This is a genomic window from Epibacterium sp. MM17-32 (assembly GCF_022348205.1).
Taxonomy (GTDB): domain Bacteria; phylum Pseudomonadota; class Alphaproteobacteria; order Rhodobacterales; family Rhodobacteraceae; genus Epibacterium.
Window position 1 is genome coordinate 188,629 of sequence record NZ_JAKRFC010000004.1, and the last position, 13,553, is coordinate 202,181.

Annotated in this window: 10 protein-coding genes; all 10 read left to right on the plus strand. The window is 66.2% G+C overall.

Annotated elements, in window-relative coordinates; genetic code table 11:
* Window positions 1-248 precede the first annotated feature (248 nt).
* The 10 genes from MHM88_RS08835 to MHM88_RS08880 all read left to right on the plus strand — a co-directional run bounded on the left by MHM88_RS08835 (window position 249) and on the right by MHM88_RS08880 (window position 13,370).
* A complete protein-coding gene (locus tag MHM88_RS08835; protein ID WP_239363156.1) occupies window positions 249-2,726 on the plus strand; it encodes a chemotaxis protein CheB in 2,478 nt (825 codons plus the stop codon).
* Between the two features lie 325 nt (window positions 2,727-3,051).
* On the plus strand, window positions 3,052-3,705 hold the full coding sequence (locus tag MHM88_RS08840; RefSeq protein WP_239363158.1) for a hypothetical protein: 654 nt from the start codon (window positions 3,052-3,054) through the stop codon (window positions 3,703-3,705).
* Between the two features lie 377 nt (window positions 3,706-4,082).
* Complete coding sequence (locus tag MHM88_RS08845) at window positions 4,083-5,459, plus strand: serine/threonine-protein kinase (protein WP_239363160.1); 1,377 nt, start codon at window positions 4,083-4,085, stop codon at window positions 5,457-5,459.
* Between the two features lie 71 nt (window positions 5,460-5,530).
* Window positions 5,531-6,931, plus strand: a complete 1,401-nt coding sequence (locus tag MHM88_RS08850; protein ID WP_239363168.1) for an FHA domain-containing protein — start codon at window positions 5,531-5,533, stop codon at window positions 6,929-6,931.
* Window positions 6,915-7,820 carry a PP2C family serine/threonine-protein phosphatase gene (locus MHM88_RS08855; protein ID WP_239363170.1) on the plus strand — a complete coding sequence of 302 codons (906 nt, stop codon included), beginning with the start codon at window positions 6,915-6,917 and terminating at the stop codon, window positions 7,818-7,820. The genes MHM88_RS08850 and MHM88_RS08855 overlap by 17 nt, the downstream gene beginning before the upstream one ends.
* On the plus strand, window positions 7,817-9,094 hold the full coding sequence (locus MHM88_RS08860; RefSeq protein ID WP_239363180.1) for a dynamin family protein: 1,278 nt from the start codon (window positions 7,817-7,819) through the stop codon (window positions 9,092-9,094). Before MHM88_RS08855 ends, MHM88_RS08860 begins: the two co-directional genes overlap by 4 nt.
* 46 nt (window positions 9,095-9,140) lie before the next feature.
* The gene (locus MHM88_RS08865; RefSeq protein WP_239363194.1) at window positions 9,141-11,204 is read left to right on the plus strand and encodes a dynamin family protein; all 2,064 of its coding nucleotides are present in this window, start codon (window positions 9,141-9,143) and stop codon (window positions 11,202-11,204) included.
* A gap of 17 nt (window positions 11,205-11,221) precedes the next feature.
* Entirely contained in the window at window positions 11,222-12,127 is a 906-nt protein-coding gene (locus tag MHM88_RS08870; RefSeq protein WP_239363206.1) for a dynamin family protein, read from the plus strand.
* 74 nt (window positions 12,128-12,201) lie between these two features.
* Window positions 12,202-12,588 carry a hypothetical protein gene (locus MHM88_RS08875; RefSeq protein WP_239363208.1) on the plus strand — a complete coding sequence of 129 codons (387 nt, stop codon included), beginning with the start codon at window positions 12,202-12,204 and terminating at the stop codon, window positions 12,586-12,588.
* Window positions 12,585-13,370: a hypothetical protein gene (locus MHM88_RS08880; RefSeq protein WP_239363210.1), complete on the plus strand. Its 786-nt coding sequence runs from the start codon at window positions 12,585-12,587 to the stop codon at window positions 13,368-13,370. The genes MHM88_RS08875 and MHM88_RS08880 overlap by 4 nt, the downstream gene beginning before the upstream one ends.
* The last annotated feature ends 183 nt before the right edge of the window (window positions 13,371-13,553 follow it).

Consider the following 13,553-nt stretch of genomic DNA (forward strand, 5'->3'; position numbering starts at 1 on the left):
AAGACAAACCTTCAAGCTTAAAATATACAGGCGCAAAGCACCCTGCCGCGGCACTGGTATCCTGCCGCAGCGGGCCGCCGCAGCCGTGTTTTGTGACGCCGCGCGACTGGAACGCCGGCGGGTTTTCTGAAACAACCCGAGAAGACGCGCAGGCGCGCGGACGGATTTGGCCTTTGTGACGGTCGCCGCGAGACCGCGCCGGAGCATGGCCGGTCCGACAGGGCCTTGCGAGACAGGAGTTTGGGTGAATGGCACAGGCAACGCTACCGGTCATGATCGGTATTGCCGCATCGGCCGGTGGTCTGGAGGCGATCACGCAGCTGGTCAAGAACCTGCCGGCGCAGGCCAAGGCCAGCTACGTGATTGCGCAGCACATGTCACCGACCCACAAGAGCCTGCTGTGCGCGCTGATCGGGCGCGAAACCGAATTGCCGGTCATCGAGTTGACGCAGGAGGATCGCGTCCCGCTTCCGGACACCATCTATATCACACCGCCGAACTGCGACGTCGTACTGGACGGGGGCAAACTGGGGCTGCGGGACTCGGGCGGCCCTCCCGGCACGCCCCAACCCGTGGCCGATCGCCTGTTTAAAAGCCTGGCCGATGAATGCGGCGACCGCTGTGTCGGCGTGGTGCTGTCGGGAACCGGCAGCGACGGCAGCGCCGGCATTCGCGCCATGCGTGACTGCGGCGGCGTGACCATTGCCCAGGAGGTCGGCACCGCGAAATACGAGGGCATGCCTGCCTCCGCCATCCACACCGGCTGCATCGACCTGACCTTGCCGCCGGACATGATCGGCCAGCAACTGACCCGGATCCTGGCCAACCCGCGGGACCTTGCCGATCTGCAGTCCCTCGCCAGCGCCTCGAGCAAGCTTCAGGATCTCTACCACATCCTGCTGTCGCGCACCGGAGTCGATTTTCGCGACTATAAGGAGACCACCATAAACCGGCGCATTGCGCGGCGCATGGTGGCGCTCGGCATCGACAGCTATGAGGCCTATGTGGCGCACTGCCGCGACAACGACAGCGAGGTGGATGCGCTCTACAAGGACATGATGATCTCGGTCACGCGGTTCTTTCGCGACCAGACCCAGTTCAATCACCTCGCCCAGGTCATCGCCGCCATGGTCAAGGACAGGGCCGGTCGCCCGCTGCGGGTCTGGGTTGCCGGCTGCGCCACCGGAGAAGAAGCCTATTCGATCGCCATCCTGTTTGCCGAGGCGCTGGGTGGGATTGAGTGGCTCACCAAGGATCGGGTTCAGATCTTTGCCACCGACATCGACACCAAGGCGTTGGAAGTGGCCCGGCGCGGTCTCTATCCGCTGTCGGCCGCCAATGATGTGCCCCGCGCCTATGTCGAGACCTATCTGCATGTCGGAGGCGACACCGTCGAGGTCCACAAGCAGTTGCGATCCGTGGTGCTGTTTTCCCGCCACAACATCATCCAGGACCCGCCCTTCATCAACATCGACCTGATCAGCCTGCGCAACCTGCTGATCTACTTCGGCGCGTCGCTGCAGGAAAAGGTGCTCTCGCGGATGGCCTATGCGCTGGTGCCCGACGGCAAGATCTTTCTCGGCACCTCGGAAACCGTCGGCGCCATGCACGGCCATTTCGAAACCCTGTCCCTGCCCGACCGGCTGTATTCCAAACGTGGCCTGCGCCAGAGCAGCGCCCGGTTGCCCTCCAGTTTCCTGCCCCTGCCGATCGCCAGCCGCGACATGCCGCAACCGGCGCGCACGCAGGTGAAACCCCGGGGTTCGGAAATGTTCGACGCGCTCAGCCGGGTGCTGGCGCCAAACGGCTTTATCGCCACCCGCGACAGCGAGATCATCCGCATCATCGGCGACATTTCCCACGTGACAGAGCTGAACGAGAGCAGCGCCCTGCTGCGCCTGAGCACGAAGATTTTGAAATCGGACCTGCGCGCCGAAGCTGCCAGCCTGATCACCCTGTGCCTGCGCAGCCGCTCCATGCGCTCCGGGCTCTGGCACAGCATCGCCGGCCCCGGCTTCGACCAGACGCGGCTGACATGCTACCCGCTGCTGGCCGAGAACGAGGGCGAAGATCATGTCCTGTTTGCAGTGGAGACCCGCGCGGCACACACCCGGACACCCGCTACGCCGGACATCAGCGATCAGGACCGGATGCAATATGTCCGGCAGATCGAGGACGAGATCGCCAGCACCCGCGAGGCGTTGCAGCAAACGATCGAGGAGCTGCAGACCTCGAACGAGGAGCTGCAATCCGTGAACGAGGAAATGCAGGCCACCAATGAGGAACTACAGGCGACAAACGAGGAGTTGGAGACCTCCAACGAGGAGCTGCAGGCCACCAATGAGGAGCTGATTACCGTCAATGAGGAGATGCAGATCAACGCGACGGAATTGCAGCAGTTGATGATCGAGCTGGACGCCATCCTGCGGGCCACGCCTTATCCCACGCTTGTGGTCGACCCGGCGCTGCAAATTCGCCATGCCTCGGCGGTTGCGCTGTCCTATTTCGGGATTTCGCAGCTGCCCCAGAGCGGCATCCCCCTCAGCGCGTGCCGCTCCGTAGAGGGGCTACCGCATCTGGTGCCACAGGTCTCAGAGTGTTTTCGTCATCAGGAGAACCGGAGCGTCCCGTTCAGCGAGGGGGATGTTGAAAAAACACTCAGGTTCACGCCGATTTTCAAGGGTCTGCCCCCGGAGAACATCGGCGTCATCGTCAGTGTGATCTGATCCGCGCCCCCGCGCACTGCAACCACAGGCCGATCCAGATTGCCGACAAGGGCGTCACCACCGATAATTCGGGCGCCAACACCTGCCCTGCCACCCCCGCCATTTTCGGCGAGGCGGATTGGAAATTTCGACGTTCCTGCCGGAAACAAAGATCAATAAATCAACAGAAAACCCGCTTTTACTCCGCAGTCAGGCCACTGGGATTGCCGGTATTTTCCCTCCAGATGCCTTGCCTTGTCGCCTGCAACCTATAGAATAATCATAGTTTGGGTTCGGTCTTGAACGGTGATGTCTCATGTTTGAGGTAAGTGCGTATGCAGGCAATATGCTGACCGTAGAAATACGCGATGCTGCCGGAGGCCGCGACCAAACCGTGGCCTCCGTTGCACTTCACTCTGCGGCGTTGAAGAACACGCTTCACTTCACCGGGAAACGGTCCATCACCGATGTGTTCCACCCGGATTTCGCCAACTGTCTGCTCCGTCTGGTGCAACGCGCCAAAGACGCGCCGATGGTCCTGACAACCCCCGATGTCATCAAATCCCGAAAGGCCGCCGTGGTCGCGCTGATGCGCATGCTGGTCAACACGGCGATGAATGGCGGGCGGCACATCATCATCCGGTTTGCCTGTTGCATCGGCTCTGTGGCGTGCGCGTTCAGGCGAAAGGAAGGGGCACCCCACAAGTCCCTGCCGCACCGGGAACGTCTGGCGGTGCAGGCGCAGGACAGCATCTGCTCTCCGCTCGGCAATATCGCCCTGCACCTGGACCGCATCCTTGAGGACCGGAACGCAACCGAGGCCGTGCGGTCAAGGCTGCGCCAAATCGAGGATGAAACGGTCGAACTCAAATTCTACACGGAATTGCTGCGCCGCTATGTGGACGATTGCGCCCGTGATCGCATCCGCAATGATCAGGACCAGCAGGAGCCTGTGCCGAGGCAGCGCGCCTCGGAAATAAGCCAGGACAAGTGGCCTTGAGCCGCGGCGGGCATGACCCCGATCTTGCCCCATATCCGGCAGGGATCCCGGCGCTGATGCGGCGGCGCGGAATCGGCGCAGGCAGCCCGATGCCCGCCACCGCCACCTAAAATTGCGCCACCACAGGCCAGGCGCCCGCGACGGTCAGCGCGCAACGCCATCAGTGTTAATTTGAACTAATAGCGCGTTAAGCAATGCGGCGCATTTCCCGCCTTCTTTTCAAGGAAGTGCCCGGAACTATGGCAAAAGAAGGGCGATCCTGCCCGATTTGCCCCAAAGAGGACACGCTTCTTCCCTGATTGCCTCGCAGCCTTGAAAGCCGCGCCCCACTCTGCCGGGGGGCTGTCTCACTGCCGGGTTTCCCAGGAGGTTTGTTCATGCAGCTGCACCCCGCGACCGCTCAGCCGACTTCGGATGCGGAACTTGCGAATGGTGCGCGGCTGCTGCACGGGCAATATCAAATCGAAGCGCCGCTGATCGCGGGCGGGTTCGGGATCACCTATCTGGCGCGGGACAGTCTCGACCGACAGGTCGTGATCAAGGAATGTTTCCCGGCTGAACTGTGCCAGCGCGACACAACCGGACAGGTGCGTCCGCGCAGCCCCGCCCAGTTGCGGAGCTACAAGGCCGTGTTGCGCAGTTTCCTGAGAGAGGCGCATCTGCTGGCGCGTGCGGAACATCCCAATATCGTGCCCGTGCATCAGGTGTTTCGCGAAAACGGCACGGCCTATATTGCGATGGACCACCTGCTGGGAGAGGATCTTCTATCGCTGCGCGAGACCGCTCCTCAGCGGTTGACCGCGCCGATGTTGCACGCCTGTCTGCTCCAGGCCCTGGGCGCGCTCGATGCGCTGCATGGGCAGGGCATCCTGCATCGCGACATCTCCCCGGACAACCTGATCTGGACCGTCGACAACCGGCTGATGCTGATCGACTTTGGCGCGGCCTGCCATACCCCCGCCGAAGATCTGACCATCAGCGAGGACACGGTCGCCGTCAAAGATGGCTACTCGCCGCATGAGCTTTATGCCGCCGGGGCCATCGCCCGCGCCTGCTCCGACCTCTATGCGCTTGGTGCAACGATGCACTACCTGCTGACCGGCGACCCGCCCCCGTCGGGGCCGGAGCGTCTGGCGGCTGTGACCCGGGGTGAGGCCGATCCGCTCCACCCGCCTGCAGAGACCCCGGCGTTCTGGTCCACCATCGCCAAGGCCCTGTCGGTTCTGCCGGCAGAGCGCTACCAGACGGCGGCGGACTGGCTGGCCGACCTGCGGTGCAGCCGCCCCCCGGGCACATCCGCCGCGGCGCCCCTTCCGGCCACGCAAGAGCTGCCAGAGCCGACATCGACCGCCCCCGCCCTGCCAGAGGCTGCCGACGTGCTTGCGCAAGACGTTCCGACGGCCTCCGCCTCCGGGGCGCGGCTGAGCACACGGATCGCCGATCTTGTCGCCCAGACCAACGACGGGCTGACCGCGGGGCTGCCGCGTGTCCTGCGCCCTGCACCGGCGCCCGAACCCAAGGCGCACAAGCTGAAACGTCAATTTGTCGACCTGTTCGGCCAGCCGGTCGGAGATCTGCACGCCTGGATGGCGGATCAGGACTGCATTGAGCCCTCTGCGCCGCTGGCAGCGGGGTCCGCAGGTGATGCAACCGATGATGCCCCGCCCGAGGCCGACCGAATGCAGGCAAAGGGCGGGCTCGGCCGGTTCTTTGGCAAACGCACACGGCCCAGGGACAGCGCCACGGCCTCCTGACCCTTCCGACCTGACCCCGCCTCCCCGCTACCGCGTTTCCGACAACACCCCGTTCCCCAAGAGGATCCCCCATGAAGTTCATCAAGGATATCATCGGAGAGCAACGCACCCGCGTCCGCCCGGCCGCAGCCTCTGACGACCTGCCACTGCGGCTTGAAACCCAAGACCGGGTGGATGACGCTGACCCCGACGCACCGATCCCGCCCGGCACCGCCGCGGCGCAGCAGCTGGAGGCTGTGACCGACCTCCTGAACAGCGAGAGGACGCAGCAGCAGGCCGGGAACGCCGCACCGCCCCCGCCTCATTCCGAGGAGCGGCTGGCAGATGACAGCGAATTCGACCGCATCCTCACACGCACCCGTCAGGAAGAGGCCGCGCTGCGAACGGCGACGGCAGCGGGCGTGGAGGCCGCAGAGGACACCGACCACCCCAAGCCGCCAGCGCCCGACAATACCGTGCCCACGCCGGGACCCGAGCGGGACTCCCCGGCAGCGCCTTCCCCGGCGCGCGCACCATCGCCCACACCTGAACCGGCAGATGAGGACCCCAGGGATTATCGCCTGTTCACCCGCCGCCGCCCTGCGCAAATGTCAGAGCGTCCACCCGAACCGGAGGCTACCCCTACGCCAACAGCCCGCAGCGCAGAAGCGACCGAGACGCAGACGCCAGAGCCGGAGCAATTACCAGAGCCCGAGCAAACGCCGGGCATGGGAGCGCCGGCACAGGCTCCGCAGGCACGGACGCTGCATGCAAGCGATCCAGACGGTGACCTGACCGCGCCCGACATGGCCCCCGACGCCCTCGACGCGTTTCGCCGTGATCATGCGCGCTCGGCCCCTCCCCAGCAGCCGGACACAACCGATCTCTGCCCACCGCCGCAGAACGCCAGCGATGAGGAGTGGGACGCCCTGCCGCCTCCGCTCGGTGACAGCGAAGCCGTGCAATCGCCTGTGGATGTGCCGGCCCCGGCCATGGGGCGCGGCGCCCGGCGCGCCGGTGGACGGGTCAAGACGCGGTTGCTGGGCTTCAACCCCGCCGCAGCGCCGGATCCCTTTGCCAGGGAAGCGGGCAGCCAGCCCCCGGGCTATAGCGAATATCCTGTCGGCTGGCTCGCGGTGGTCCGCGGCCCCGGCAGGGGCGCGACCTTCACGCTCTATGCCGGCGTCTCCACCATCGGGCGCGGCCCTGATCAGAGCGTGCAGCTGGACTTTGGCGACACCAGTATCTCGCGCGCGCAACACGCCGCGCTGGCCTATGACCCGGAACAGCGAAGTTTCTATGTTGGCCATGGCGGTAAAGCCAATCTGGTCCGGCTGAACAATCGGCCGGTGCTGTCGACAGAACCCTTGAACGCGGGCGACACCCTGCGGATCGGGGAGACCGAACTGCGGTTCATCCCGCTGTGCGATCAGGGCTTCAGCTGGGATGATGACACCTCGGAGGGCGACCGCCGCCATGCCGCCGCGCGCTAGTTTCAGCTATGACGCGGCCACCGCGATCAGCCAGGGCCGTCGCGACCGGCAGGAGGATTCCGTGGCCTCGGATTTCCTTGCCGGATCCGGGATCGGATTTGCCGTGCTGGCCGATGGTATGGGCGGACATGCGGCCGGTGACATGGCGTCGAAACTGGCGGTCACCGAGGTCTTTGCCGGGCTGAAGCTGTGGTCGGATGCACCGCAGCGGCTGGAACCGCAGATCGCGCAGGTCCTGACCGACGCCGCCGATGACGCCAATGCCTCGATACGCGCCTATGCGAGCCAGCGGCCGGACGCGCTGGGGATGGGCGCAACCTTGCTGGCGCCGGTGATCGTGGACAATCGCCTGTATTGGCTGTCGATCGGGGATTCGCCGCTGTTGCTGTTTCGCGACGGGCGGCTCTACCGGTTGAACGCCGATCATTCGCTGGCCGCCCAGCTGGACCGGATGGTCGCGGCGGGGGAATTGTCGGCGCAGGAGGCCCATGCGCATCCGGATCGCGCCTGCGTGACGTCGGTCCTGACCGGGCATGACATTCCGCAGGTGGATTGCCGCCACGCACCGCTCTCGCTCAGAGCCGACGATCTCGTGATCGCCACCAGCGATGGCCTGCTGGCGCTGCACACCACGGAGATCGAAGAGACCCTCGGCCAGGGGGCGGACCTGTCGAGCGCGGAGCTGAGCCAGCGGCTCCTGGCCCGTATCGACGCCGCCAATGCGCCGGAGCAGGACAACGTCGCCTTCTGTCTGATCCGTGTGCGCCAGGCACAGGCCCCGCAGCGCGCCCGCCCCGCACGCAAGCGCCGGCGGCTGACGGTTCTGGCCAGGGGCAATCACCACGCAGGGCTGCATCTGCACCACAGCATCAGGGATGGATCCGCATGAGCATAGCCGAGGCCGCATTGACGCCGCTTGCCGGGCAACTGAGCGAGAGCCTGCAATCCGGGGTGATCCCGCGCCAATACGCGGATTGGGGACAGCGCCTGCTGCACCGGTTGCAAAAGCCGGTGCAGGTGGTGGTGATCGGACTGCCGGGCAGTGGAAAATCCGCCCTGATCGACATGCTGCTGGGCCAACCCGTGCTGGGACAATGCCCCTCGGCGGGCATGACGGAGGTCGTGTTCGGCCAGAGCCCCCGGGCCGAGATCGAGACCGCCGACGGCGCGATCCTGCAGCACGACGGCCATCTGGCCGATCAAAGTGCTGTCACCGATCCCGGGCTGGCCACACTGCGTCTGCGCCAGGAACTGCCCGATCCGCGTTTGCGCGGCATGAGCCTGACGGAAATCACGGTGTTCGGCGCCCCCGCGCGCCAGTCCGCGATCATGAAACAGGCGGTGGCCTATGCGGATATTCTGCTGTTTTGCAGCACCGAGTTCAGCGCACCGGAACAGGCGCTCTGGTCCGAAGTGCCGGACGAACGCAAGGATCACAGCTTTCTGGTGCTGACCATGGCCGACCGCCGCATCATGCGTGGCACGCTTGACCGGGCGATCAATGCGCTCGATCCCGTGGCAGCGCAGGAATTCCTGGGGCTGTATCCATTGGCCGCAATCCAGGGTTTGACGGCGCAGGTGGGCGGTGATGCCGGCATCGACCGCCAGCTGTGGCATTCGAGCGGTGGCAAGCGGCTCTATGATGACATCATGCATCAGATCGATCAGGGCCGGACTGCCGACCTCGACCAGGCGGAGATGCTGCTGCAACAATTCGCCCCGCCGGACCGGCGTCGCCCGTCGGCGACCGATCACCGGACCCTCCGACCGGCGCCAACCGCCACAGCACGCAGCGACGCCGCAGCCACGCCCGCCCCCGAACAGGCGCCCGCCCCCGCGCATGCGCGCCTCGACGAGCAGGATCTGCTGGCCGAGGCCTCGGCAATGATCCGCGCCCGCGCCGCGGACCTCCTGCAGGCGCAGGACGCCGAGCCCCCCGACCTCAACTGTATCTTTGACGGCACGCTGGCGACGCTGCGGCAGGTCATGCGCTCCGTCGAGCCTCATGCGGCGCGCTCCGACCGGCTGCGCACGATCCACGACACGGCGCAGGAAGGCGAAGAGGTTCTGATGCTCTGCCAACTGGAACAGGACGAGGACGCCGCCGTCGATGCGGTCACCGTACTGCTGCAGCTGCGGCGCGAAATGTCACCCCCAGCCTGATCTGCCGCTCTCTCTCTCGCCCCGATCCAAAGGACGCCCCCGCCAGATGTACATCGACACCGAAATCGACAGCGCCACGGACCTGCGCGCGGCCACCCAGCCCGGCAATCTCGCCGCCGGGCTGGCGCCGTTGCACGAGGTCGCGCAAGACCTCGCGGACTTGCGGGCCGCATTGGATCAGTTGGCGCAGGGCCCCGGCGAGAAGACCGCGCGCAATCTGGCCAGACTGGATCAGGACCTGGCGCAGTTCGAGCCGGCGGTGACCTTTCTGGGACAAGTGAAATCCGGCAAGACCACGCTGGTGAATGCGCTGGCCGGCTGGTCGGATCTGCTGCCGTCGGATGTGAACCCCTGGACCTCGGTGGTGACCTCGCTGCATCTGAGCCCGGGCCAGGGCCGGGCGGAAACCAGCGCCCGCTTTCGCTTTATGACCGAGGCGGAGTGGGATCATCTGCTGACCCGGGGCGGACGCATGGGAGAGATGGCCGGGCGCGCCGGTGCCGCGGGCGAGATGGACAAGATCCGCAGCCAGGTGGAAACCATGCGCGACCGTGCCAAGGCGCGACTGGGACGCAAGTTCGAGCTGCTGATGGGGCAGAGCCATGACTACGGCTATTTCGACAAGAACCTGATCGAACGCTATATCTGCCTCGGCGATGATCCCGGCCTTGGCGACGACGCGGACGCCCATCAGGGCCGGTTTGCCGATGTGACGCGGTCGGCCGATCTCTATCTCGGCAGTCCGGTGCTGCCCTGCAAGCTCTGCCTGCGGGATACGCCCGGGGTCAACGACACCTTTCTGATGCGCGAACAGATCACCCTGCAGGCGCTGCGCGACAGCCGCGTCTGCGTGGTGGTGCTGACCGCCAGCCAGGCGCTGTCGACGGTGGATCTCGGGTTCATCCGCATGCTGAGCAACCTGCAGGCCGAAAAGGTGGTGCTGTTCGTCAACCGCATCGACGAACTGTCGGAGCCGGCGGTGCAGGTGCCCGAAATCGAAACCGCGCTGCGCGCAACATTAAAGGCCCATCACGTGCCCGACGGGGCTGAGATCATCTTTGGCAGTGCGCTTTGGGCCAATGCGGTGCTGGCCGGCGATCTGGATGCGATGCCACGGGCCTCGGCGCAGGCGCTGTTCAACTGGGTCGAAGCCAACCCGCCGTCCGAGGGCGACGCGGTCGAACCGCCGGATCTGGTCTGGGCGCTCTCCGGATTGCCGGCGCTGAACCGTGCCATTGCCACCCGTGTGGCCGAAACCGACGCACGCCCCCTCATTCGCCGCATCGCGCAGGAGGCGCTGACGCTGGCCACCGCCCGGGATGCAGCCGAGGGCATTCGGGTCAGCGGCGTCAGTGGCGGCAGCGGCGCGGGGTTTGCCACGCCGGAGGAGAGTCTGCACGCGTTTGACACCCTGACGCAGGCGCATCTGGAGGCATGTGCCGAAGAAATCGACGCTGTGCTGCAGGCCTTTGCGGAACGGGCGGATCGCGCCCATGACACGTTTCTGGACCGCGCCACCCATGCCCTGATCGCGCATTTGCAGGAGTGGGGCGAAGGCAGCCCCTGGCAGTACGATCCCACCGGACTGCGGCTGTTGTTGCGCAGCGCCTATTCGGTCATGGGCAAGCAGCTGAAAGAAGGGCTGGAGGACCGCTATTCCGCCGCCTTGAGCGATGTGGCGCGCCATCTCTACGACGCCTGCGGCGACGCCGTGGCCGGGATCCAGATCGCGGTTCCGGATGCGCCTGCGCTGCCCGCTCCGGTGGCGCTCGCCCAGACCATTGCCCTCGATGTCCGCGACAGCTGGTGGGGCAGCTGGTGGCGCCGGGCCCGCGGATACGCCGCCTTTGCCGAGACGTTTCGCACCCAGATCGCGGTGGAAACCCATCCCTTCATGACAGCGCTCAAGGTGGATCAGGCCGAACGCATCCGAACCGAGGCGCTGGGACGGTTGCAGGACACCCTGCGCCAGCACCGCGACATCCTTGTTGAAATCACAGATGCCATGGCCCGGGGACACCCACCGCAGAGTGCCCCTCTTGCCGCTGGCCACCCTGAAACCAGCCTCTGCCCCGCCACCCTGCGTACCCTGCGCAGGCTCACCGACTGATCCCGGAGACCCACCTCATGCCAGATCCCTCCCAAAAGCCCCGGATCGCCCTGATGGGCGAATTCAGTGCCGGTAAAAGCACGCTCACCAATCTGTTGCTGGGCAGCCGCCCGCTGCCGGTCAAAGTCACCGCAACCCGGCTGCCGCCGGTGTGGATTTCCCACGGGCCGGAGCAGGCGCAGGTCCAGATGGCCGACGGTACGGTTCAGGACATAGCACCGGCGGCGCTGGACCGCGTGCCGCTGGCGCAGGCGCGCCGGATCGACCTGCAGTTGCCGTCAGAAGCGCTGGAGCTGTGCGACCTGATCGACATGCCGGGGATTTCCGATCCGAACATGCCGGCAGAGGTCTGGCAAACGGTGCTGCCCGAGGTCGACAGCGTCATCTGGTGCACCTCGGCGACTCAGGCCTGGCGCCAGAGCGAGGCGGCCTTCTGGTCGATCCTGTCGCCGCAGCTGAAAATGCCCGGCACGCTGATGGTGACGCATTTCGACAAGCTCACCTCGGAGCGGGATCGGGCGCGGGTCCTGCGGCGGCTGGAGCGGGAAACCGACGGCGGTTTTGGCGCCATCTTCCCCATCGCCCTGCCACAGGCACTGGCCGCGGGCGAGGATGTGGAAGCCTGGAAAACCAGCGGCGCGGACCAATTTGTCGAACACCTCATCGACATGCTGCTGAACTGGGAGACCGCCACCGCGTCCGCCCCCCTCTGTGACGACACGATCGCCCAGTTGGCGCCCGTGCCCGACTTGCAGCGCCCCCGGCTGCGACCGGTTCGCGCGGTTTCTGCGGGGGGGACACCGGCGGAGGAGGACGCGGCAGCGGAGGGAACCGTACGGGTGTTGCCGCGCCGTGTGCGCAGTGAAACGCAGCACGCCACGCCGCGTCCGCGCCGCGGTCGGCAGGAGCGCCGGGTCAAGTGACGCAAGTGATTTCCCCCTCATCCGGCAGCGACCCAGATACCCCCGCTCGCCCCGTCGAGCAGGCGCTCTGGGCCGTGCAACGCCGAGTTTCCGGATGCCGTGTTGTCGCCTACTGCGATCTCGAGGCCAGCCTGGTTTTGCGCCATGTGGCCAGCCCGGCCGTGCGGCAAGAGCTGCTGGACCAGTTGAGCGCCGACGCCCATGCCGCCTTTGCCCTGCGTGCAACGGCGCTGGCCTGCTGTCCGCCGGGTTTTGGCGGGGGGGCGGACGACGGCCCTGACGTGGAGCAGGTCCGCCTTATTGACGACCGCGGCGTGCGCCTGTTCCTGAGGTCACCGCAAGCGCCACAGGATGCGCTGCTCCTGCTTTGCGACACCGCGCAGACCGCGGATCGGGTGCTGCCTGCGGCGCAGGCGCTGCTGCTGGCGTTGCTATCGGACCCGGGCATGGGGACGATATGAAACAGGCCGCACAGGCACCCACGGCACCGTCCCCCGATACCCCGCTGGCCCGTCGGTTACGGCTGCTGGCAACCGCGCCCCTGCCCGCGGCCCCGACAGACCTGATGGAGCGGCTGCTACAGGAGATCGACGAGATTGTCCTGCCCCGTGTCCTGAGCCTCCGGATCACCGACGGGCAGGTGGCGGAGTTCCACGTCGCACAGCGCGCCCTGATGCGCCTGTGCTGGCAGGGCTGCACCCTGCCCCGCCCCGACGCGCCTGACGGTGCTGGCAGTGGCGGCGACTGCCCCGAGACGGCTGCGACGGATTTTGCCCGAACCCTCTGGGAGATCAGCGCCCGGCTGCCTGCAAACGCCAGGGTTGAGTTGACGCGACGTGCCGCCGCCGTCCGCCCCCATGCCGCCGCGTGCAAGGCCCCGATGCTGCGCGCCGCGATTGCCGCATGTGCCCCGGCCTCCGTGCAGGACGTGCTGACGGCGGCGCGCACGCAGGCGTTGGCGGCCTGCGCCTATCACACCGATACGCGCGGGGTGGAAAGATCCCCCCCGGACTCGGCCTTTGCGCCAATGCTGGACGCGGCACTTGCACAGCTGCGTCAGGACCAGCCTCTCAACGCGCCGGGACCGGCATTATGCCGCAGGACGCCGCGCCTGCATCTCCTGCCACTCAGCCCGGATCTGCAGCTGGCGCTGGCCCGCATCGAAGGCCTGGACCTTGCGCTGGTACTGCCAGCAGAGCAGGCCCGCGCACTGGCACAGGCCTGGCAACACGCACTGACCTGAGGGGACTGCACCGGTCCGCGTTGGCGGCATCAATGACCACGCGATGTTTCTGCCGATGCCGCAGGCACGGATACAACTCTTGCGCGATCCAGAAATTTAATGACTGCACAACCGTGCAACAGAGTTGACCTTCGGGCGCGATCACACCTAGGCTAGCGCCAACGAAGACAACCACGGACCCAG